19 protein-coding genes are annotated in these 21209 nt (G+C 66.0%); 5 read left to right on the top strand and 14 right to left on the bottom strand.

Annotation, left to right across the window (positions count from 1 at the left end; translation table 11 throughout):
* Positions 1-22 precede the first annotated feature (22 nt).
* Positions 23-2734, top strand: a complete 2712-nt coding sequence (locus AC56KL_RS19235; protein WP_497181779.1) for an alpha-1,6-glucosidase domain-containing protein — start codon at positions 23-25, stop codon at positions 2732-2734.
* A gap of 12 nt (positions 2735-2746) precedes the next feature.
* On the opposite strand, the gene AC56KL_RS19230 is transcribed toward AC56KL_RS19235, so the two are convergent.
* The 7 genes from AC56KL_RS19230 to AC56KL_RS19200 all read right to left on the bottom strand — a co-directional run bounded on the left by AC56KL_RS19230 (position 2747) and on the right by AC56KL_RS19200 (position 7724).
* Positions 2747-3061, bottom strand: coding sequence for a hypothetical protein (locus AC56KL_RS19230; RefSeq protein WP_497181778.1), 315 nt, complete (start codon positions 3059-3061; stop codon positions 2747-2749).
* Positions 3062-3151: 90 nt separating this feature from the next.
* The gene (locus AC56KL_RS19225) at positions 3152-3889 is read right to left on the bottom strand and encodes an ABC transporter ATP-binding protein (protein WP_497181777.1); all 738 of its coding nucleotides are present in this window, start codon (positions 3887-3889) and stop codon (positions 3152-3154) included.
* A gap of 1 nt (position 3890) precedes the next feature.
* Positions 3891-4649 (bottom strand): ABC transporter permease, encoded by a 759-nt coding sequence (locus tag AC56KL_RS19220; RefSeq protein WP_497181776.1) that lies wholly within the window; start codon positions 4647-4649, stop codon positions 3891-3893.
* Positions 4650-4662: 13 nt separating this feature from the next.
* The gene (locus AC56KL_RS19215) at positions 4663-5112 is read right to left on the bottom strand and encodes a cupredoxin domain-containing protein (RefSeq protein ID WP_497181775.1); all 450 of its coding nucleotides are present in this window, start codon (positions 5110-5112) and stop codon (positions 4663-4665) included.
* The gene (locus tag AC56KL_RS19210) at positions 5113-5685 is read right to left on the bottom strand and encodes an SCO family protein (protein ID WP_497181774.1); all 573 of its coding nucleotides are present in this window, start codon (positions 5683-5685) and stop codon (positions 5113-5115) included. It abuts the gene before it with no gap.
* A complete protein-coding gene (locus AC56KL_RS19205; protein WP_497181773.1) occupies positions 5682-6716 on the bottom strand; it encodes an ABC transporter substrate-binding protein in 1035 nt (344 codons plus the stop codon). The genes AC56KL_RS19210 and AC56KL_RS19205 overlap by 4 nt, the downstream gene beginning before the upstream one ends.
* 147 nt (positions 6717-6863) lie before the next feature.
* The gene (locus AC56KL_RS19200; RefSeq protein ID WP_497181772.1) at positions 6864-7724 is read right to left on the bottom strand and encodes an alpha/beta fold hydrolase; all 861 of its coding nucleotides are present in this window, start codon (positions 7722-7724) and stop codon (positions 6864-6866) included.
* Positions 7725-8099: 375 nt separating this feature from the next.
* Here AC56KL_RS19200 and AC56KL_RS19195 point away from each other — a divergent pair, with 375 nt between their 5' ends.
* From AC56KL_RS19195 to AC56KL_RS19185, 3 genes are all read left to right on the top strand, one after another.
* Positions 8100-9260, top strand: a complete 1161-nt coding sequence (locus AC56KL_RS19195) for a glycerophosphodiester phosphodiesterase family protein (protein ID WP_497181771.1) — start codon at positions 8100-8102, stop codon at positions 9258-9260.
* 206 nt (positions 9261-9466) lie between these two features.
* Positions 9467-9718 carry a hypothetical protein gene (locus tag AC56KL_RS19190; RefSeq protein WP_497181770.1) on the top strand — a complete coding sequence of 84 codons (252 nt, stop codon included), beginning with the start codon at positions 9467-9469 and terminating at the stop codon, positions 9716-9718.
* 66 nt (positions 9719-9784) lie between these two features.
* Positions 9785-9994: a hypothetical protein gene (locus AC56KL_RS19185; protein WP_497181769.1), complete on the top strand. Its 210-nt coding sequence runs from the start codon at positions 9785-9787 to the stop codon at positions 9992-9994.
* 22 nt (positions 9995-10016) lie between these two features.
* Here the strand turns inward: AC56KL_RS19185 and glk are convergent, their stop codons facing one another.
* From glk to AC56KL_RS19155, 6 genes are all read right to left on the bottom strand, one after another.
* Complete coding sequence (gene glk / locus AC56KL_RS19180) at positions 10017-11873, bottom strand: glucokinase (protein ID WP_497181768.1); 1857 nt, start codon at positions 11871-11873, stop codon at positions 10017-10019.
* A 75-nt stretch (positions 11874-11948) separates the two neighbouring features.
* Entirely contained in the window at positions 11949-12974 is a 1026-nt protein-coding gene (locus AC56KL_RS19175; RefSeq protein WP_497181767.1) for an alpha/beta fold hydrolase, read from the bottom strand.
* A gap of 70 nt (positions 12975-13044) precedes the next feature.
* Positions 13045-14220: a sensor histidine kinase gene (locus AC56KL_RS19170; protein WP_497181766.1), complete on the bottom strand. Its 1176-nt coding sequence runs from the start codon at positions 14218-14220 to the stop codon at positions 13045-13047.
* A 146-nt stretch (positions 14221-14366) separates the two neighbouring features.
* Positions 14367-16034 carry an alpha-amylase family glycosyl hydrolase gene (locus AC56KL_RS19165; RefSeq protein WP_497181765.1) on the bottom strand — a complete coding sequence of 556 codons (1668 nt, stop codon included), beginning with the start codon at positions 16032-16034 and terminating at the stop codon, positions 14367-14369.
* A 25-nt stretch (positions 16035-16059) separates the two neighbouring features.
* Entirely contained in the window at positions 16060-17703 is a 1644-nt protein-coding gene (locus tag AC56KL_RS19160; protein WP_497181764.1) for an alpha-D-glucose phosphate-specific phosphoglucomutase, read from the bottom strand.
* Between the two features lie 102 nt (positions 17704-17805).
* Positions 17806-19143 carry an MFS transporter gene (locus tag AC56KL_RS19155; protein ID WP_497181763.1) on the bottom strand — a complete coding sequence of 446 codons (1338 nt, stop codon included), beginning with the start codon at positions 19141-19143 and terminating at the stop codon, positions 17806-17808.
* A 211-nt stretch (positions 19144-19354) separates the two neighbouring features.
* On the opposite strand from AC56KL_RS19155, the gene AC56KL_RS19150 reads away from it, so the two are divergent.
* Positions 19355-20239 (top strand): alpha/beta hydrolase, encoded by an 885-nt coding sequence (locus AC56KL_RS19150; protein ID WP_497181762.1) that lies wholly within the window; start codon positions 19355-19357, stop codon positions 20237-20239.
* Positions 20240-20332: 93 nt separating this feature from the next.
* On the opposite strand, the gene AC56KL_RS19145 is transcribed toward AC56KL_RS19150, so the two are convergent.
* Positions 20333-21209 (bottom strand): ISNCY family transposase (locus AC56KL_RS19145; protein WP_497181761.1); only part of this gene is annotated, 877 nt, incomplete at its 5' end.

The raw sequence follows: 21209 nt of genomic DNA, 5'->3' as shown, positions 1-21209 counted from the left end.
GCAGGAAGCCTGCCCACCCTACATGACACGACTCCCTTATGCCGCGTTGGCGGCAGCAGCCCTCGCCACCTCCGCCCACGCTGCGGTTCCTCTCGACACCTGCAACGACCCCGGCTTCCAGCAGGTCCTGCACGCCTCCAGCGCCACCCTCGACGCGCGCGCCGTCTGGCTCGACCGCCGCCTCTTGAGCTGGCCCGGCGCCGATTCAGGAAGCAGCTTCCGCCTCTACCACTCCAGCAAGGCCTCGATCGTCGCCAGGCCGGGGGCGAAGGTCGAAGGCGCCGACGGCAGCCTCGTGCTCGAGGCGTCCGGCGCCAGGCTTCCGGCGCGCTTCAAGTGGGTCGGCGCCGGCCCGGTGCTGTCGGTGCGCGCGGCAGACTTGCCCCGCATGCAGGCGCTGCACCGCGGCCAGCTGGTGCTGGTGCAGGAAGGACGGGACGGCGCGGTGCGCGCCGCCACCCGCATCCAGGTCGCCGGGGCGCTGGACGACTTGTACGCTGCGGCGGAACAAATTCCGGATCTCGGCGCCACGCCGAAGCGAGGCGGGACTAGCTTCCGCCTGTGGGCGCCGACCGCGCGCACGGCCGCCGTCTGCACCTACGACAGCGCCACCGGCAAGGCCAGCGCCGTGCACGACATGCGCTTCGATACGCGCACCGGCGCCTGGGAAGCCGCCGTGCCGCGCGACCTGTCGGGCAGCTATTACCGCTACGCCGTGGACGTCGCGGTGGACGGCGTGGGCCTGGTGCGCAACCTCGTCACCGATCCCTATTCCGTCAGCCTGACGACCGATTCGAAGCGCAGCTACATCGCGGACCTGGGTGCGGCGAAGCTCAAGCCGAAGGGCTGGGACGCCACCCGTGCGCCGGACACCGTCAAGGCACAGACCGACATGGTCATCTACGAGCTGCACGTGCGCGACTTCTCGATCAATGACCCGAGCGTGCCGCTGGAGAAGCGCGGCAAGTACACGGCCTTCGGCGAGGCCAATTCGAACGGCATGCGCCACCTGAAGGCGCTGGCGAAGGCCGGCCTGACCGACATCCACCTGCTGCCGGTGTACGACCTGGGCAGCGTGCCCGAGAAGGACTGCGCCGTGCCGCAGCCGGCAGGCAGCCCGGACGGCGACAGCCAGCAGGCCCTCATCCGCAAGACGGCCGACACCGACTGTTTCAACTGGGGCTACGACCCTTACCACTACAATGCACTGGAAGGCAGCTACGCGAGCGACCCGTCGGACGGCGCGCGCCGCATCCTCGAGTTCCGCCAGATGGTGATGGACCTGCACCGCGCCGGCCTGCGCGTCGGCACCGATGTGGTCTACAACCACACCTTCATCGCCGGCCAGAACGAGAAGTCGGTGCTGGACCGCGTGGTGCCGGGCTACTACCACCGTCTCAATGCATCCGGCGTCATCGAGCGCTCCACCTGCTGCGACAACACGGCCACCGAAAACACCATGATGGCCAAGCTGATGATCGACTCGGCGGAGCTGTGGACGCGCCATTACAAGATCGATTCCTTCCGCTTCGACCTGATGGGCCACCAGCCGCGCACGGCGATGGAAGTTTTGCAAAAGCGCGTGAACAAGGCCGCCGGCCGCCACGTGCAGCTGATCGGCGAAGGCTGGAACTTCGGCGAGGTGGCGGACGGCGCCCGCTTCGTGCAGGCTTCGCAGCTGTCGCTGAACGGCTCGGGCATCGGCACCTTCAGCGACCGCGCGCGCGACGCCGTGCGCGGCGGCTCGGCGGGCGATTCGGGCGAGGCGATGATCCGCCGCCAGGGCTATATCAATGGCCTGCTCTACGATCCAAATGCGCTGGGCAGCGGCCACAAGGCCGAGGACCTGATGAAGGCGGCCGACATGATCCGCGTCGGCCTGGCCGGCTCGCTGCGCCCCTACCGCTTGCAGACCTTCGACGGCCAGACGCGCAAGCTGGAAGAGATTGCCTATGGCAACCAGCCGGCCGGTTACGCCAGCCAGCCGGGCGAGGTCGTGAACTACGTCGAGAACCACGACAACCAGACCCTGTTCGACATCAACGTGCTCAAGCTGCCGCTGACTACCAGCAGCCGCGACCGCGCCCGCGTGCAGGTGCTGGGCATGGCGATCAACGCCTTCAGCCAGGGCGTGGCCTACTACCACGCCGGCATCGACACCCTGCGCTCGAAGTCGCTGGACAAGAACAGCTTCAATTCGGGCGACTGGTTCAACCGCATCGACTGGACCTACCAGGACAATTACTTCGGCACGGGCCTGCCGCAGCAGGATGACAACGGCAAGGACTGGCCGCTGCTCAAGCCCTTCCTGGCCCAGGCCGCGGGCATCAGGCCGCAGCCGGCCGACATCGCCTTCGCGCGCGACGCCTTCCGCGACCTGCTGACCATCCGCGCCAGCTCGACCTTGCTGCGCATGCGCTCGACCGAAGACATCGTGCAGCGCCTGCGCTTCTTCAATACCGGGCCGGACCAGGATCCGACCGTGCTGGCCGCCTGGATCGACGGCAAGGGCTATCCGGGCGCGGGCTATGCCGGCCTGGGCTATTTGGTGAACGTGGACAAGGTGGAAAAACGGGTGAGCGACGCGCAGCTGCGCGGCAAGCGCCTGAAGCTGCACCCGGTCCACACGGCCGCCGGCGCCGCCGACGAACGGGCCGCCCAGGCGCGTTTCGACAGCGCGAGCGGCAGCTTCACCGTGCCGGCGCGTACTGCGGTGGTGTTCGTCGCGCAGTAAAACCCGGCGCCGTCAGCCGAGCGGCTCCATCAGGCGTGCGATCTCGACGGAACCTTTTTCGTCGAAGATCGGGCAGGTTTCGGCCAGCCGCACGGCCTCGTTGAAGTCGCTCGCGCTGATGACCGAATAGCCGGACAGCGAGGCGCTGCTCAGTTTCGGCCCGAGCAGGCGGCTGGGTATGTCGACGCTGTTGTGGGCCAAGGCGCCGCGGTCGACGAGCGCAGTTCCGAGCGTGTTGAACCAGTTCATCCAAAGACCGGGGTCGTGCTGCGGGCCTTCCGCCTCGCCGATGGTCGCGCCCCGGTACACGAGCAGATATCGTTCCATGCCGGCTCCTCTGCAGTAATGTGGAACAAACCATAGCAGAAGCCCCCGGCAGGCGACGCACAGCTACGCAGCCGGCGCCGATGGATGGCCTCAGGCAATCTCGAGGCCGAGTTGCACCAGGATGTCTTCCTTGAGTTGCTGCAGCGCCGGCTCCGACACCCTGCGCGGGTGCGGCTGGGCGATCGGGAACACCGACCGGATCGTGGTCGGGCGCGGCGACAGCACCACCACCCGGTCGGCCAGGTAGATCGCCTCTTCCACGTCGTGCGTGATCAGGATGACGGTGTGGCGTTCCTCGCGCAGCACGCGCAGCAGTTCGTTGCGCATCTTGAGGGCCGTGAGTGCGTCGAGCGCCGAAAACGGTTCGTCCATGAGCAGGATGTCCGGTTTCACCGCCAGCGCCCGCGCGATCTCGACGCGCTTGAGCATGCCGCCCGAGAGCTCGTGCGGATAGGCCTTCTCGAAACCCTTCAGGCCCACGACCTCGGCGTAGTGGTCGGCGGTCGCCACCTTGGCCGCATCGTCCCTGCCCGACAGCCCGAACATCAGGTTCTCGCGCACGGTCAGCCACGGGAACACGGAGCCCTGCTGCGAGATGACGATGGCGTTCGGCGACGGTCCCGTCACCCGCATGCCGTCGATCGTCACTTCTCCGCCGTCGGGACGCTCAAAGCCGGACAGCAGCTTCATGAGGGTCGACTTGCCACAGCCGGACGGACCGACGATGGCGACGAATTCGCCCGGCGCGACCGCCAGGTCGATGCCGCCCACCACCTGCAGCGACTTGAAGCCCTTGCGCAGGGCGCGGATCGCGATTTTCGTGTCCACTCTAGCGTCCATAGCGCCACCTTACCCCTTTGAGGCCTTCGAGGCGGCGCATCAGCGCGTCCAGCCCCAGGCCGATGACACCGATGATGATCATGGCCGCCACCACCAGGTCGTAGCGGTTGCCGGCATTGCGCGCGTCCATGATCAGGAAACCCAGGCCCGAGCTGCGCACGATCATCTCGGCAGCCACCACCACCAGCCAGGCCACGCCGAGGGCGATGCGCATGCCGGTCAGGACTTCGGGCAGCACCGCCGGCACGATCACCTGGCGGAACAGCTTGGCCCGCGGCACGCCGAAATTCTCGGCGGCGCGCAGGTAGCGGCCGTCGATCGCGTGGACGCCCGCCGAGGTTTGCACGATCAGCGGAAACACGGCGGCCAGGAAGATCAGGAACACCGGGGCGACGTCGCCCACCCCGAACCACAGGATCGCGATCGGGATCCAGGCGATCGGCGAGATCGGGCGCATGATCTGGAAAATCGGGTTGAGCGTGCGGTAGGCGCCGTCCACCCGTCCCATCCACAGCCCGAGCGGCAGCGCCACCATGAGCGCCAGCAGGAAACCGGTTGCCACCCTTACCAGCGAGGCAACGATATGCTGCCAGAGCGTGCCGTCGCGGGCCAGTTCGAGCGCGCCATGCGCCACCTGTTGCGGCGATGGGAAGATCAGGCTGCCGCTGTACACGATCGCCGCCCACCAGACCGTGACGATGGCTGCGAGCACCAGCAGCGGGGGCCATATTTTGTGCAGTCTTTCCATGACTTGTGCGCTGTTACGTGGTTCTGTTGAAAAAGGAGTGCAGGCGCCAGCGCAGGCGCGGCAGGCCGGCGCCGGGGGCTTCCTCGACCAGCACCGTCATCTTGCCGCTGGCGTGGGCGGTACAGTCGAAGGGATGCTCGCCGGCTTGCCCGAACGGCAGGCGGAAGTCCTGGCCCGGCATGATGAGCACAGGGCCGAACATCTGCGGCACCGTGTCGCTGTTGCGCAGCAGGAGTACGTCGCGCAGGCCCAGGGTCAGGGTGATCTGCTCCGGGAGGATGCTGGTCCTGTCGCCCTTCATGCGGCGCTCCCAGGTGCCTTTCGGGATCTCGAACAGCTCCTCGCGCTGCCCTCCCTGCGGAACCGGCAAGGGCGCGAAAGCCGTCCAGGCCAGCAGCGCCGCCAGCGCCGCCAGCGCCGCCAGCAGCGCCAGGATCATGCCGAAGCCGGCCCGTTTCTTCATCTACTCCGCCGCCAGCACGTTCACGTCGTGCACGATCTCGTCCGCCGGGCGGCCGAAGGGCGCCAGGGCCCGCAGCATGCCCTTCTTGTCGATGAAGTACAGGTAGGACGAGTGTCCCATCTGGTACCCGGCCTGGCCGCCCGGGGCCGGCATGCGCGCGGCGCTGATGCCGTAATCCTTGCGGATCACCGCCATCTGCTCCGGGGTGCCGGTCAGGCCGATGAAACCCTTGTCGAACTGGGCCAGGTAGCTTTTGAGGCGCGCCGGCGTGTCGCGTTCCGGGTCGACCGAGACGAACACCACCTGCAGCCGGTCGGCGTTCGGCCCCAGCTTCTGGCGCGCCTGCGCCAGCATGGCCAGCGAGGCCGGGCACACGGCCGGGCAATGGGTGAAGCCGAATTCCAGCACCACCACCTTGCCGCGCAGGGAAGACAGGCGGAATTCGCTGCCGTCGGCAGCCTGCTGGGCGATCTCGGGCGCGGGGCGCGGAGGCGAGAAGCTGCCGGATTTCAGGGCGGGCGCTGCCTGGACGGGGGCGGCGAGAAGCAGTGCGGCGAGCAGGATGGTCTTCACAAGGCCACCTTCACGGGCCGGATGTTCTTCACGAAGCTCTCGTCCACGTACTGTTCGTAGCGTACCGGGCGCTTCAGGGTGCCGGCCTGCACCGACAGCTGCATCAGCTCGTCGAACTCGGCGCGCAGCATGCGCAGGTCGCCATAGGTGACGCGATCATGGGGATTGTTCATGACGAAGCGGATGATGTTGGGGTCCTGGTTGAAGAACTGGCGCTTCGCCGCGATGACCGCCGCCTTGTCGCGGTTGGCGGGCGCCGCATCCAGCCAGGTGCCGGCCGCCTGCACGTAGTTCACCAGATCCTGTACCAGCGGGCGGTTGGTATCGATGAGTTCCTGGCGCACCGTCAGCACGCAGCAGATGTAGTTGCGCCACTCGTCGCGTGTCATCGACAGCGGGCGCGCATAGCCGGCGCGCTGGGCCGCGGCCCCGAAGGGCTCGCCGGTGCAGTAGCCGTCCACGGCCTTGGCGTACAGTGCGGCCGGCATGTCGGGCGGCGCCATCTCGATGATCTCGATGTCCTTGGCCGACATGCCCTCGCGCGCCAGCATCTTGCGCAGGAACAGGTAGTCCACGGCGAAGCGGCTGGGAATGGCGATGCTCTTGCCGCGCATGTCGGAAAACTTGCGGTAGGGCGAATCGGTGCGCACCATGATGACGGCGCCCGAGCGGTGGCCGAGCGAGACGATCTTCAGCGGAATGCGCCAGTCGGTCAGGTCCATGACCAGCGGCGCCAGCATGTAGGCTGCCTGGATGCGGCCGGTCATCAGGGATTCCTTGATCTCCGGCCAGCCCGAGAACTTGTTGTATTCGAAGGCGGTGAACGGCGCATCCGGCTTGCCGTCGGCCGCGGCCCGGGCCTTGCAGGCGATCGGCAGGGTCAGGTTGCAGGTGACGGGAAGGCCGCCCACCCGCAGCGGACCAGCAGCGGCGCGTCCGGTGGCAGCGCCCGCGCTGCCGCCCACGCCGGCCAGCGGCAGGGCCAGTGCGCCGCCGAGCAGCTGGCGCCGGCGCGGGGAATACTCATGCATGGAAACGGTTCCAAAATCCAGGGTGGGTCCATTCTAGCACCGTATTGATTTGAATCAACCCATATGTAGCCAAGGACTGGACGCCATACATCAGGGTCCCGCGCCTGGAAGGATGCCGCAGTACGAGACCGCATATTCGTGCGCAAGCTAGGCGCTGACGACCCTCCGCGGCTGTGCGAACGGACGAATCAGGGCTGCACCGCCGTCCAGCACCGGCGACGCCCGCCGGCCGGACAAGGCGTGCCGGATCAGGTGCACCGTCTCGTCGGGTGCATCCCAGTGTGGAAAATGGCCGCAGCGGTCGAACCAGTGAAGCTGTGCATCCGGAAAGGCAGCCAGCGCGCGCTGCGCCTGGCGCGGATAACAGACCCGGTCGCGGCGTCCCCAGCCGATCACGAGCGGATGTGCAATGCTGTGGCGCGGGGCGCCCCGCTGTTCTTCGCCGTAGGCAAGTTCAGCCAACAGTTCGTCGAAGGCAGGCGCCGCCACGTAGCTGCACAGCTCCCTGCTCACGATGCCCGGGTCGAGCCTGGTCGGCCGGGCGCTGAACTGGGCCAGCAGCAGCGCACGTCCCATGGCTGTGTTGCACAGCGAAGGAAGCACCGGGCGCAGCAGGCGCAGTAAACGGATCGACAGGTAGATCGAGCTGAAGAAAGCGTGGCGTTCCCATCCTTGCCAGAAACCGCCCGGGTTGAGCGACACCACCCCGCCGACGACGCCGCCGCGACGCGCCAGCTCCAATACCAGGCGCGCGCCCATTGAACTGCCCACGGCGTCGATACCGGCCAGACCGTTGGCATGGACAAAGCGGGTGACCGCATCGGCCAGGCTGCGGATCGAGGTTTCGCCGCGCAGGCGCGGTGTCCGGCCGAAGCCGGGCAAGTCCAGGGCGATCACTTCGCGGGTCGCGGCGAGCTGGTCCAGTATGGGCTCCCAGCTCTGCCAGTGGCCGCCGAGGCCGTGTATCAGGAGCAGCGGTTTCCCGGTGCCGCAACGGACATGATACATATCGTTCTCCCCTCGGAATCGTGCATGCCCTGGAAGGGTAGCCGAACTGTCTTGTGCTGCGCGTTCCTTAGGGATGGGCAATTCGGCGGCGTCTGTCGATCGTGCGTTACGGACACGCCCGGGTCATCGATTGGCCACCCATGTCACGTCTTCGTCATTTACCGGGCTTACGCTCCACATACCTCAACCACGCTTCCTGCCGAATGATTCCGCTAAAATCGGGCAATGCTGGCAAGGCCCTGTATCGTCAAGGTGACCAGGCTGGCCGACCGCAAGACCGTGCTGCAGCCGAACGCGGGCCCGCAGCGGCAGCGGCAGCGATATTTACCTGATTCCCCCGTACAAAGGCTTCCTGACCCCGGAGGCAGACATCTGATGCCAATTATCCTTCCGGCAAGCGCCAGCCGCCGCCGCCTGTTCCAGCGCCTGGGCCGCGGCCTGGCCCTGACGGCCCTGCCCGCCTTCGCAGCCGCCCGGCCGCCCGTCCCCAGGCGCGACGCGGCCGCGCCGCCGCGCGTGTATGCCCACCGTGGCGCCAGTGCCCTGTTTCCCGAGCATACGCTGGCGGCGTATGCCAGGGCGATCCAGGACGGCGCCGATTTCATCGAGCCCGACCTGGTGTGCACGCGGGACGGCGTCCTGGTCGCGCGTCATGAATACGCCATCACGGACACCACCGACGTGGCCTGGCGCGCCGAGTTCGCCGGTCGCAAGACGCGCAGGCAGATCGACGGCGCGAGCCACGAGGGCTGGTTCGCCTGTGACTTCACGCTGGCGGAACTGAAAACCTTGCGCGCCAGGGAGCGCCTGCCGGCGATGCGCGGCACCCGTTACGATGGCCAGTTCCAGGTGCCGAGCTTCGAGGAGATCATCGAGTTCGTGGCTGCCGAGGCGGCGGCGCGCGGGCGCGTGATCGGCCTGGTTCCCGAGCTGAAGCATTCGAGCTGGTCCGCCGCCGCGGGCCTGGCCCTGGAAGACCGGTTGGTCGCGACCCTGAACGCGCACGCCTATACGCGGCAAGCTCCGCTGACCGTGCAATCCTTCGAAACCGCCAATCTGAAAAAGCTGCGCGAAGCACTGGGCCGCTCCACCCATGTTCGACTCGCTCAACTGGTCATTGCGGGTGGCCGCGCCGACATGATGCGTCCTGCCGATGTGGCGCTCGCCGGCGGCGCGCTGACCTATGGCGAGATGGTCTCGCGCCGCGGGCTGACGAAGGTGGCGGCGTATGCCGACATCCTTGCACCGATCCACCGGGCGGTGATTCCGCTCGGAAAAGATGATCGCCTCGGCGCGCCGAGCACCCTGGTCAGGGACGCCCATGACGCGGGCTTGCAGGTTGTCGCGTGGACCTTTCGCCCGGAAAATGCCTTCCTGGCGGCGGATTTTCGCAACGGCGATGGCCCTGATGCGCGCAACGAAGCGGGCTCGATTGCCGAGATGCGCCGTTATCTGGAGACCGGTATCGACGGACTGTTTTCCGACGACACCGCGCTCGCGCTCGCGGCTATTCGCGGCGCGATGTCATTGCCCTGACATGAAGCTGCGTTATCGTGGCATGGTCTCCTCACGTACACCGACGTGTTGTCCGCCACGATCATGTGGCGGACTTTTTTATCGGCAGGACAGCAGCTCACCCCTCGTCGTTTCTCGCGGTTTCCACGGCTGTTCATCGCGCTGCGATAGAAGGCAGCTGTCCAGGAATCTGGTCAATATCCCTACTCTACATCTGCAGAGGTCTTATGGACACCAAGCATCGCGAGCGCCGCATGACGTGCGCTTCTACCTCCACCTCCCCCTGCGCCAGGCCGATTGAACTGGAACAGTTCGTACGCCAGGCGATCCTGCTCCAGGCTGCTGTCGGAACGCGCGGGGCGGTCGAGTACATGAAGGCGCACAGCATCCATGCTGCGGTGATCGGCCGGGTGCTATCAGGCGGCGTCATCCGGGAGAAGGACCAGTTATCGCGCGACAATCCAGTTGCCTGGGATTAAAATTATTGATGAACGAACGCCGCGACGCCGATCCGAGCGCGTCCGCGTCACACCATGGAGGAAACGATGAGCAAGGTCGTCAGTGCTGCGCTGGAGTACGCAAGGCAACACCAGGGCGCCAGCCCCGATTCGGAATGGCAGGTCCACTTCATTGCGGATGAATCGCGCAGCGGGCATCTGGAACATGTCCAGGGCGATGTGTATGCCCTGGTGAAGCCGAAAGGCGATACCTATTATTTCGACGCGAACAAGGTCCTGTTCATGCGCCTCAAATAGGTCGCTGCACCCTGCCGGGCGCTTATATATCCAGGTGCGAGATCAGCAGCCTGCGCTCCGCATCGCCCTCGCCTGCCGATTCCGCCTGCGCGCCGAGCGAGATCCCGACCGACATGATGTCGATCAGGAGCAGTTGCAGGATGCGCGAAATCATCGACAGGAAGGTCGTGCTGTCCTCGCTGTGGTCGACCGCCAGGCAGACCGTGGCTTTCCTGGCCAGCAGCGACTTGCTGCTGGTGATGGCGATCACGTCGGCGCCGGTGGCGCGCGCGGTGTCCACGGCCTCGAGCAGTTCCGGCAGCTGGCCGGCGGTGGAAATGGCGATCACCACGTCGCCCGGTCCCAGCAGGCCGGCGGCCAGGGTGAACAGGTGCGAGTCGCCGTACAGCGCGGCCGGGATGCGGAAGCGGAAGAACTTGTGCTGGCCGTCCAGCGCCACCGCGCGCGCATTGCCCATCGCGTAGAACTCGACGCGGCGGGCACGGCGCAGCAGTTCGATGGCGCGGTCGATCGCATGCACGTCCAGCTGGTCGCGGAACTTCAGGATCGCCGACACCGTGTTGTCGATCACCTTGGCCGACAGGTCGTGGGTGCTGTCGCTCATGCGCACCTGGCTGTGGCGCACGGGAATGGTGCCGGTCAGGCTGCCGGCGAACTTGAGCTTGAATTCGGCCAGGCCCTGGAAGCCGAGCGAGCGGCAGAAGCGGATCACGGTGGGCTGACTCACGTCCGCCAGGCGCGCGATCTCGGCGATCGGTTCGGACAGCAGCTTGCGCGGGTGCTCCAGCACCAGGGCGGCGACGCGCTGCTCGGCCGGCGAGAGTTCATGGCGCAGCTGCTGCACGCGGTCCATCAGGGTATTGGCGCCGCTGCGGCCGCGCAGGTGCTCGGACAGGATGCGCGACACGCCGTACAGCGCCGGGTTGGGCGTCATGATGACGTAGGTCGGGATCTGCGCGATATAGTCGGTAAAGCGCCCTTTCGCCTCGAAGCGGGCGCGGAAGGGGGACGTCGCGAACCACTCGGCGATGCGCGGCACGATGCCGCCGCCGATGAAGATGCCGCCAAAGGCGCCCAGCGTCACCGCCAGGTTGGCGGCCGCGCCGCCCAGCATGCCGGCGAAGACCTCGAGCGTTTCGAGGCATAGCGCATCGCCATCGTCCAGCGCGCCGCTGACGATGTCGGCGGTGCTGCGCGGCAGGGCCGCCACGCCATTGCGTTTGGCCAGCGCGCGGTACATCAGCTCGATGCCGGGACCGGAGATCAGGCGCTCGTTCGAGACGTGCGGCCACTCCTTCCAGGCGTATTGCAGGATCGCGAACTCGCGCTCGTCGGCCGGCGCGAAGTTCACGTGGCCGCCCTCGCTGCCCAGCGTCACGAAGCCGTCGATGGTCGGGATCACGCCCGACACGCCCAGGCCTGTGCCCGGCCCCAACACGCCGGCCACCGCATGGCTTTGGGGCGCGCCGCCGCCGACCTGCAGCAGGTCCTTCGGCGCGAAGCCCGGCAGCGCCATCGCCAGTGCCGTGAAGTCGTTGACGATCAGGAGGGTCGACAGGCCGAGCGCGCGGCGCACCTCGTCGGTGGAGAACTCCCAGTCGCGGTTGGTCATGCGGATGTAGTCGCCGCTGATCGGGTTGGCCAGGGCAAAGGCGGCGTGGTTGATGCGCACCCCACCGGCCTGGGCCAGGTAGGCGTGCAGCAGCGGCACGATGCCGTCGTAGTCGTCGCAGTGCAGCACCGCTACCTGGCGCAGCACGCCGGGCGCGGTCTCGAGGCCGAGGCGCGCATGGGTGGCGCCGATGTCCGCCAGCAGGCGCGGACCGTCGGCAAATGCGGCGCGGGAAGGTTTCAGGTCGGTTTCGGGTTCAACGGTCATTGCGGTTCACGGCTGCAGGACGCTTGTAGCGGATCGCGCTAGCATACCATTGAACGAATGACAAAAAAACGCGGATTATTTCACCAGGCCCTTCAACAGCTCCCGGTGGAAGCGGGCCGGATCCTGCATCTGCGGCGCGTGGCCCATGTCCGGGAAGCTCACCAGGGTCGCCTTCGGGATGCTGCGCGCGGCCTGCCGCGCCAGCACCGGATAGTTGCCGAGCGTCGGCCGCACGGCCTCCGGCGCCGCATCCTTGCCGATCGCAGTGCTGTCCTTCAGGCCGATCAGGAGCAGCACCGGCATCTGCAGGAGCGGGAATTCGTACACGACCGGCTGGGTATAGATCATGTCGTAGAGCAGCGCCGAATTCCAGGCCACGATCTGCTTGCCCGGTCCGCGGTACATCCCGGCCAGCATCTGCACCCAGGGCTCGTATTCCGGCTTCCAGGTGTTCACGTAATAGGTCGATTTCTCGTAATTGCGGATGCGCTCGGCCGTGGTCTGCAACTCGCGCGCGTACCACTTGTCCACGCCCAGCGAGGGGACGCCGAGCGCCTTCCAGTCTTCCAGGCCGATCGGGTTGACCAGCACCAGCTGTTCGGATTGCTGTGGGTACATCAACCCGTAGCGCACCGCCAGCATGCCGCCGGTCGAATGGCCCATGACGATGGCCTTCTTCACGCCGATCGCATCGAGCAGTGCGCGCGTGTTGGCGGCCAGCTGCTGGAAGCTGTACTGGTAGTGGGCCGGCTTGGTGGACTTGCAGAAGCCCGCCTGGTCGGGCGCCACCACCCGGTAGCCGGCCGCGCTCAGTTCCCTGATGCTGTCTTCCCACGTCGCGCCGCAGAAGTTCTTGCCATGCATGAGCACCACCGTGCGGCCATTCGGCTGCGCCGGCTTGACGTCCATGTAGGCCATCTGCAGCTTCACGCCCTGCGAAGTGAAGGCGAAGCGCTGCACCGGATAGGGATAGTCGAAGCCTTCCAGCTCGGGGCCGTAGGCCGGTTCGGCAGCCGGCTGTGCTGCCTGTGCTCCGGCAGGGAGCGCGACGGCCAGCGCGGCGCACAGCAGTGCGCCATGTAAAGGTGTCAGTACGGTCATGGGGATCGACAGGCTGGTTGACGGAACGGCCAGTCTAGCGGAAACGCATGACGCGAGGCTCACGCCTGGCTCAAGGCCTGCCCGGCCTTTCGGGCTGTTCCAGGCGCTCGCGCTCGCCCTGTTCGGCATCGGGCCGGCGCAAGGGAATGCGGATCGTGAACTCGCTGCCCTTGCCGGGGCCTTCGCTGCGCACCTCCACCGTTCCCAGGTGGAGGGAAACGATTTCCTTGACGACCGCCAGGCCGATGCCGAGCCCGGCGCCGCGATCGGCGCGCCCGCTTTCGGCCTGGGTAAACACGTCGAAGATCTTCGGCAGCAGCTCGGGCTCGATGCCCTGGCCGTTATCCTTGACGTAGCAGATGAAATGGGTCTGGTCGACCGTCGCCGTGACCCACACGTGCCCGCCGTGCGGCGTGAACTTGATCGCGTTGTTGAGCAGGTTGACGATCACCTGCTGCATGCGGCGGGTGTCTGCTTCGACTTCGATCGGCACGGTCGGAAAGCCGCGGTGAATGGCGATGCCCTTGAACTGCGCTGCGGTGGCGCAGCTGTCCACGGCCTCGTGCAGCATCGCCTGGTATTCCACGCGCTCGTAGGTGATATTCATCTTGCCGGCATGGACGCGGGTGATGTCGACCAGGTCTTCGACCAGGCGCTCGAGCAGGCCGAGCTGGCGCTCCATCACCTGCAGCGGCCTGGCCAGCTGCTCTGGATTGGCTGCCTGCATGCGCATCAGCTGCACGGCCGTCTTGAGCGGTGAAAGCGGATTGCGCATCTCGTGCGCGATCGTCCCGAGGAATACCTCGCGTTCCGCATCGCGCTCGGCGTGTTCCTTCAGTTCGTTCTCGAGGTAGCGCGTGCGTACGCGCAAATGGGTGGCGTCGCGGAAGATCTTGACATAGCCAGTGACACGCTCGCCATCGCGGTGCAGCGGCAGGCTGATACCGCTCGACCAGAACCAGGAACCGTCCCGCCGCAGGTGCCAGCGTTCGTCCTCGCCCGCGCCGACCAGCGCGGCCGTGTTCGCTTCATGCTCGTGGAGCTTTTTTTCGCGGTCTTCCTGGATGAACAACATGGCAGTGGGCTGGCCCCGCACTTCGGCGGCGCTCCAGCCGGTGATGAACTCGGCGCCGGCGTTCCAGCCGGTGATCCGCAGCTCGCCGTCATAGAAGATCACGCCGTACTGGTGCGTCTTTTGCAGCAGCAGCGCCTGCAGGGCCTGGCCGTCCTCGGGTTTCCAGGACATGTGTCCGCTATCGTTCATGTGGGCTCCCGCCCGGCAGACGCGCAAACGCGCAGCTGCCGGCGCTCAGTTCGATCATCTTGAACCGTCATTGTAAAGGGAGCCACGCCGCGCACGGTATGGCCGCGGCGGCCTGATTGCCGGACGAATCAGTCCTGCGCGATCAACGCGACCGGCGCCGGCGAGGCGAACTGCACCTTGCCGCCGCTGACGACCGCCGTCTTGCCCGTGTACCAGTCGCGCACCGTCTGGCCGTCGTTGAACACGCCCGCCACGGAAATCGGCACGGCCTTGTCGTTCGGCAAGTCGAGCGCCACCACGACGCGGTCGCTGGCGCCGTCCTTCTGCCAGGTGCGCTTGAAGGTGTACGGGCTGGAGGCGATCATCTGGTGCACGCCCGCGCCCACGGCGGGGTGGGCGGCGCGGAAGCGCCCCAGTCTGGCCCAGTGCTCGCGCACCTCGGCCACGCGGTAGGCGCCGCGCTGCGCGTTGGCCGCCAGCTCGTCCCAGTTCATGTAGGAGCGCAGTTTGGCGTCGCCTTCCGCGCCCTCGATGTCCAGCCGCCGCGCGGTCTCGTCGCCGTAGTAGATCTGGGCCGAGCCAGGGGCCAGCATCAGCTTGTTGGCCGACTCGAACGGGCGCTGGCGCGCCGGGTCGAAGGGGCTGCCGTCGTCGTGCGAGCTGACGTAGTTCAGCACCGAATAGCCCTTCATCGGGCCCTGCAGCGCCTTGGAGTAATCCGAGAACAGCTTCTCGTAGTTCTGGGCGGCATCGGACTTCATGCTGAAGTTGATCATGCTGTCGAAGCCGTTGGCCAGCCAGTCGACCTTGACGCCACCGCCCATGTCGAAGCTGTGGCCGTGGTTGATCGAATAGTTATAGACTTCCGAGGTCATGAAGAACGGCAGGTCGCCGAGGCGCTTGGCCGGGTTGGCGCGCTTCCATTCTTCGTAGGCCAGGCTGGCTTCTTTCTTCAGCTCTTTCCATACGCCCGGCTCGGTGTGCTTGACCGTGTCGGCGCGGAAGGCGTCGATGCCGTACTTGCGCACCCAGTCGGCATGCCACTTGATGAGATAGTAGCGCGGCGCACGCGGATAGCCGGTGCGCTTGAAGAAGGCGTCCAGTTCCTTCACCTCGCGCTCGTAGCGCCCTTCCTTCTTCCACTTCGCCACCAGCGCCGGCGGCAGCGCCACGTTGGCATTGCTGTTGGTGAGGATGTCGGGCAGGTTGTCCACCAGGGTGCAGTCGACCGTGGTCGGCACGTCCTTGTAGGTGCACTTCGGCTTGGTGCGCACCCAGTCGGCGGGCCACACCGGATCGCGCGCCGTCACCGGGCCGGTGTGGTTCATCACCACGTCGAGGACCACCCGGATGCCGTTCGCGTGCGCGGTCTCGACAAAGTTGCGGAAGTCCTGCTCGGTGCCCAGGTTGGCGTCCACCGCGGTGAAGTCCTTGGCCCAGTAGCCGTGGAAGCCGTAGGACAGCCCGGTGCCTTCGTCGGTCGGGGCGTGGATCTGCTCGACCGGGGGCGTGAGCCAGATGGCGTTCACGCCCAGCTCCTTGAAGTAGCCCTCCTTGATCCTGGCCGTGATGCCGGCCAGGTCGCCGCCCATGAAACCCCGCAGCTTGGCTGCATCCGCCTTGCGGCCGTAGGCCAGGTCGTTCGTCTTGTCGCCATTGTGGAAGCGGTCCGTCAGCAGGAAGTAGACGGTGGCGTTCTCCCAGACGAAAGGCTTGGCGGCCTGGGCGGCGGCGGGTGCTGCTGCCGCAGCGCTGGAGGCGAGCAGCAGGGAGGCGGCAAGGACGGAAAGTTTCATGCGGGTTCCTGTGTGGGTGGGTAAATCAAGTAATCACGGTCGGCTGCTCCCGGCCGGTGCGCAGGCGCAGTTCCGCCACGCTGTCGGCGAGGGCGATCAGTTCGGACAAGGCCTGCTGGGTGTCGAGCGCGTGGCGCGCCGGGTCGGCCTCGAAGCGTTCGAGGTAGAGGCGGATGGTGGCGCCCTCGGTGCCGGTGCCGGACAGGCGGAACACGATGCGCGAGCCGTCCGCCATGATGATGCGGATGCCCTGGCGCGTCGCCACGGAGCCGTCGACCGGGTCTTTATAGACGAAGTCGTCGGCCTCGGCCACGCGGAAGCTGCCCAGCGCCTGGCCGGCCAGGTCGGGCAATTTCGCGCGCAGGGAGGCCATCAGTGCGTCGGCGGCGGCGGCGTCGACCGCCTCGTAGTCGTGGCGCGAATAATAGTTGCGGCCGAAGCGCGCCCAGTGCGCGCGCACGATCTCGTTCACCGAGGGCTTGCCGGCATCCTTGCGCGCCGCCAGCAGGTTCAGCCAGAACAGCACGGCCCACAGGCCATCCTTTTCGCGGACGTGGTCGGAGCCGGTGCCGTAGCTCTCTTCGCCGCACAGGGTCACCAGGCCAGCATCCATCAGGTTGCCGAAATACTTCCAGCCGGTCGGGGTCTCGAAGCAGGGAATGCCGAGGCTTTGCGCGACGCGGTCGGCCGCCTGCGAGGTGGGCATCGAACGCGCGATGCCGGCGACGCCCTTGGCGTAGCCGGGCGCCACGGTGGCGTTGGCGGCGATGATGGCCAGGCTGTCCGAGGGCGTCACCGCCAGGTGCCGGCCGACGATCATGTTGCGGTCGCCGTCGCCGTCCGAGGCGGAGCCGAAGTCGGGCGCATCCGGGCCGTCCATGTGGGCGATCAGCTCGGCCGCATTGACGGGGTTCGGGTCCGGGTGGCCGCCGCCGAAGTCTTCCAGCGGGTCGCCGTTGACCACCGTGCCGGCAGGGGCGCCCAGCATGCCTTCGATGATGGCTTTCGCGTAGGGACCGGACACCGCGTGCATGGCGTCGAAGCGCATGCGGAAGCCGCTGGCAAACAGGCTGCGGATCGCGTCGAAGTCGAACAGGCGCGCCATCAGCTCGCCGTAGTCGGCCACCGGGTCGATCACCTCCACCACCATGCCGTCGAGCTGGGTGCGGCCCAGCTGGTCGAGGTCGACCGGGCCGGCGTCGCTGATGGCGTAGGCGTGCAGGGACTGGGTGTTGGCGAAGATCGCTTCGGTGATCTTCTCGGGCGCCGGGCCGCCGTTCCCGATGTTGTACTTGATGCCGAAGTCGCCGTCCGGGCCGCCCGGATTGTGGCTGGCCGAGAGCACGATGCCACCAAACGCCGCGTGCTTGCGGATCACGCAGCTGACCGCCGGGGTGGACAGGATGCCGCCGCGTCCCACCAGGCAGCGCGCCACGCCGTGGGCGGCGGCCATGCGCAGGATCGTCTGGATCGCTTCGCGGTTGAAATAGCGGCCGTCGCCGCCGACGACCAGGGTGCGCCCTTCACCCCGGCCGACGGTCAGGAAGATGGCTTCGACAAAATTCTCGAGGTAGCCCGCCTGCTGGAATTCGGTCACCTTCTTGCGCAGGCCCGAGGTGCCGGGCCGTTGTCCGGCGAACGGCGTGGTCGGGACGATCTGGGTGGTCATGCTTCGCTCCTGTCGTAATAACGTCGTGCAATATCGCCACAGTTTGGCAATGTTGATAAAACGTTACGATACGACAGGCGCGAAATCATTGGCGCGCGCAGCTCAGACGGCGTCTTTCACGTGGGCCGCACGGTCGGTCACGAACAGGGTCAGCACGGCCGCGAGCAGCATGCTGGCGCCGCCCAGGACCAGGGTCAGCACGGTGCGCCCATCGAAGAGGTGTTTGATGGCGGCACCCAGCAGCAGGCCGCTGCAGATTTGCGGAAGCGTGACGAAGAAATTGAACAGGCCCATGAAGTAGCCCATGCGCTTGGCCGGCAGCGAGCCCGCCAGGATCGCGTAGGGCATGGTCAGGATCGAGGCCCAGGCCAGGCCGACGCCGATCATTGGCAGCATCAGCATGTCGCGGTCGGTGATCAGGTAGATGCTGGCCAGGCTCAGGCCGCCGATCGCCAGGCAGGTGGCGTGCACAGCCTTGCGGCTGGTGGCGCGGGCAAAGACCGGCAGGATGAAGGCGGCCAGCGCCGAGACGCCGTTGTACACCGCGAACATGATGCCCACGAAGTTGCCGGCAGCCTGGTACCCGGAAGACTGGGCATCGGTCGTGCCGTACACGTTGTCGGCGATCGCCGATCCGGTGTAGATCCACATCGCGAACAAGGCGATCCAGGTGAAGAACTGCACGAAGGCCAGCTGCACCATGGTTTTCGGCATCTTGGTGAAACCGCCGACGATCTCCTTCAGGGCCACGCCCATACCACGCGACTGCTTGCGTTCGGCCCTGAAGCTCTCCAGGTCCGTGGGAGGCGTTTCCTCGACGGTGACGACGGTCCAGAGCACGGCCAGGAAGAAGACGGCGCCACCGGCATAGAACGCGTAGCGCACGGTGTCCGGGATCGTGCCGCCGGCCGCTTCGTTGGACACGCCCATCGATTCGAAGAAGGCCGGGAGGAGCGATGCGATCACTGCGCCGCAGCCGATGAAGAAGGTCTGCATCGCATAGCCGGCAGTCTGCTGCGAGGGATCCAGCTTATCGCCGACAAACGCCCGGAACGGTTCCATCGACATGTTGATGGCTGCATCCATCATCCACACCACGGCCACGGCCATCCACAGGACGCTGGAGTTCGGCATCAGGAACAGCGCGATGGCAGCCAGCAGGGCGCCGAGGAAGAAGAAGGGACGGCGGCGGCCCCATTTCGGGTGCCAGGTGTTGTCGCTCAGGTAGCCGATCACGGGCTGCACCAGCAGGCCGGTCACCGGCGCGGCGAGCCAGAACAGAGCCAGCTCGTCGGGGTTGGCGCCGAGCGTCGAGAAGATGCGGCTGGTATTGACGTTCTGCAGCGCGAAGCCGAACTGGATGCCGAAGAAGCCGAAGCTCATGTTCCAGAGCTGCCAGAACGACAGGCGCGGCTTGAGCACGCCGGTGTGCATATCCATGTGTGTCCCCAAAATGGCCCGGACCTGGCGGGCTCTCGTGTGATGCAGGCAGCCCGGATGAGCCTAACCTACAGATAGTTGTAGCAAAATAACATGGCGATTTCTAAGTGTCAATCGAAGAGCTCTCATAGTAGAATCGCCACAACAGAGCTGTCCCGAAACGGCGACTCTGTAGTCAAACAACAGAAGAATTGACCAAGGAGACCCTTGCATGCCGTCGTTCCGCACCTTTGCCCTTCCCCTGCTCCTGGCGGCCGTCGTCGGCACTGTCGCCGCCGTTGCCTACCAACCTGCCGAGAAGCCGAAAACCTCGACCGCGCTGCCGGGTGTGAGCCTGCTGGGCAACCCGATCGTCATGCCGGGCTTGCAGCGCGAGCGCCAGCTGCGCATCTACCTGCCGCCGGGTTATGCGACTTCCGGCAAGCGCTATCCGGTGCTCTACATGCACGACGGCCAAAACCTGTTCGACGAGGCCACGGCCTATGCCGGCGAATGGAAGGTGGACGAGACGCTCGACGCGCTTGCCAGGGAAGGCAAGCTGGAAATGATCGTGGTCGGTATCGACAACGGCCAGGAAAAACGCATGACGGAGCTGAATGCCTGGGACCACGAGCGGTTCGGCAAGGGCGAAGGCCGCGACTACACGGACTTCATCGTCAAGACCGTCAAGCCGATGGTCGACGGGAAGTACCGCACCCTGCCGGGCCGCGAACATACGGCCATCATGGGCAGCTCGATGGGCGGCCTGGCCTCGCACTATGCCCTGGTGCAGTATCCGAACGTTTTCAGCAAGGCAGGCGTGTTCTCGCCGGCTTACTGGACGGCGCAGCCGGCATTCGATTTCGTGGCGCAAAAGCCGGTGCCGAAGGATGCACGCGTATTCATGCTGATGGGCGAGAAGGAAGGTCCGCAAATGGTGTCGGACGTCAAGCGCATGGCGCAGGTGGTGCAGAAGACCGGGCATCCGGCGTCCGGCACAGTGCTGAAGATCGTGCCGGAGGCGGAGCACAACGAGGCGTTCTGGGCGGGGGAACTGCGCGAGGCGCTGCTGTGGATGTTTGCACCAACAGAAACCAAAGTCGCAAGCAGCCGTTAACTGTAGGGTGGGCGGGGGACCCGCCCACCCTGTAAAGGCAAAGTTGAAATGTCCGCTTCTGGCAAAGTTGAAATGTCCGCTTGGTTGCCCAGGTTAGCGCGAGCTAACGCGCTTTTGAGCGGACATTTTCTTTGCTGCGACGACGCCTGTTGACACCATCGCCTGAGTCTGGTTTTCGCGATACGGACGTACGCGCCGGGGCGCCGCTGCCGTTAGTTCGTCGACACAGTGATGCAGGGATTTGTCATCCACGAGAGTGCGCTTGGATCGCTTGAGAAGCTGCAGCGTGGAATACTGCACGGTCACGCCATTGGCGCGTAATTCGACCTGGCCATCGCGGTAGCTGTGGATGGCAATCGGTTGGCCGATCATGGTACGCAGCCATGGCTCATCCTGGAGGATGTACTGCTGCTGGTTATGCTGTAGCGTCAGCTTGTTGCTAAGCTTACGGGTATCCCGGATCGACAGGATGCGCTTTAGGTCTTCGGCAGGACGCAGCGGAATGTGCATGTCGAGCTGGCTGCGCGCCACGCAGGAAAACTGCTCGTTATACCGCTTGATGAACTGCCAGACCCACTTGTTGGCGGTGTCGATATCCTTGATGTCATCCAGTCGCATCTGCTTGACAAGGCGGTCTTGCAACGTGCGATTGACGCGTTCGACGCGGCCTTTTGCCTGCGGTGAATTGGCACAGATGAGTTCAATGCCAAGCTCATCGGCAGCGCGCTGGAATTGCGTTGGGATATGTTTGTTTGCAGACGGGGAGCGGAACACGGACGCCCTGTCGGCATAGAACGCCTGCGGCTTGCCGTGCTGCGGCAAATACGCCTGTAGCGCCTCAAAATAGCCGTCAGTGCACTCCGTTTCGGAAAAGTGCAAATGGAGAATGCGCCCGGTGGCATCGTCGATGAAAACCAGAACCGAACATGGTGCGCGGCGCTTCTCAAACCACGCATGGCGGCTACCGTCG

It is taken from the genome of Telluria sp. ZB4P34, from assembly GCF_059686055.1.
Note: the sequence above shows the minus strand (reverse complement) of the source record. Positions and strands in the feature narration are given on the sequence as shown.

Bases quoted from the DNA above. Each gene is read 5' to 3' on its own strand.
- AC56KL_RS19235 (WP_497181779.1), top strand. From the start codon at position 23: ATGACACGACTCCCTTATGCCGCGTTGGCGGCAGCAGCCCTCGCCACC.
- AC56KL_RS19230 (WP_497181778.1), bottom strand. From the start codon at position 3,061: ATGGAACGATATCTGCTCGTGTACCGGGGCGCGACCATCGGCGAGGCG.
- AC56KL_RS19220 (WP_497181776.1), bottom strand. From the start codon at position 4,649: ATGGAAAGACTGCACAAAATATGGCCCCCGCTGCTGGTGCTCGCAGCC.
- AC56KL_RS19215 (WP_497181775.1), bottom strand. From the start codon at position 5,112: ATGAAGAAACGGGCCGGCTTCGGCATGATCCTGGCGCTGCTGGCGGCG.
- AC56KL_RS19205 (WP_497181773.1), bottom strand. From the start codon at position 6,716: ATGCATGAGTATTCCCCGCGCCGGCGCCAGCTGCTCGGCGGCGCACTG.
- AC56KL_RS19200 (WP_497181772.1), bottom strand. From the start codon at position 7,724: ATGTATCATGTCCGTTGCGGCACCGGGAAACCGCTGCTCCTGATACAC.
- AC56KL_RS19195 (WP_497181771.1), top strand. From the start codon at position 8,100: ATGCCAATTATCCTTCCGGCAAGCGCCAGCCGCCGCCGCCTGTTCCAG.
- AC56KL_RS19190 (WP_497181770.1), top strand. From the start codon at position 9,467: ATGGACACCAAGCATCGCGAGCGCCGCATGACGTGCGCTTCTACCTCC.
- AC56KL_RS19185 (WP_497181769.1), top strand. From the start codon at position 9,785: ATGAGCAAGGTCGTCAGTGCTGCGCTGGAGTACGCAAGGCAACACCAG.
- glk (WP_497181768.1), bottom strand. From the start codon at position 11,873: ATGACCGTTGAACCCGAAACCGACCTGAAACCTTCCCGCGCCGCATTT.
- AC56KL_RS19175 (WP_497181767.1), bottom strand. From the start codon at position 12,974: ATGACCGTACTGACACCTTTACATGGCGCACTGCTGTGCGCCGCGCTG.
- AC56KL_RS19170 (WP_497181766.1), bottom strand. From the start codon at position 14,220: ATGTCCTGGAAACCCGAGGACGGCCAGGCCCTGCAGGCGCTGCTGCTG.
- AC56KL_RS19165 (WP_497181765.1), bottom strand. From the start codon at position 16,034: ATGAAACTTTCCGTCCTTGCCGCCTCCCTGCTGCTCGCCTCCAGCGCT.
- AC56KL_RS19160 (WP_497181764.1), bottom strand. From the start codon at position 17,703: ATGACCACCCAGATCGTCCCGACCACGCCGTTCGCCGGACAACGGCCC.
- AC56KL_RS19155 (WP_497181763.1), bottom strand. From the start codon at position 19,143: ATGGATATGCACACCGGCGTGCTCAAGCCGCGCCTGTCGTTCTGGCAG.
- AC56KL_RS19150 (WP_497181762.1), top strand. From the start codon at position 19,355: ATGCCGTCGTTCCGCACCTTTGCCCTTCCCCTGCTCCTGGCGGCCGTC.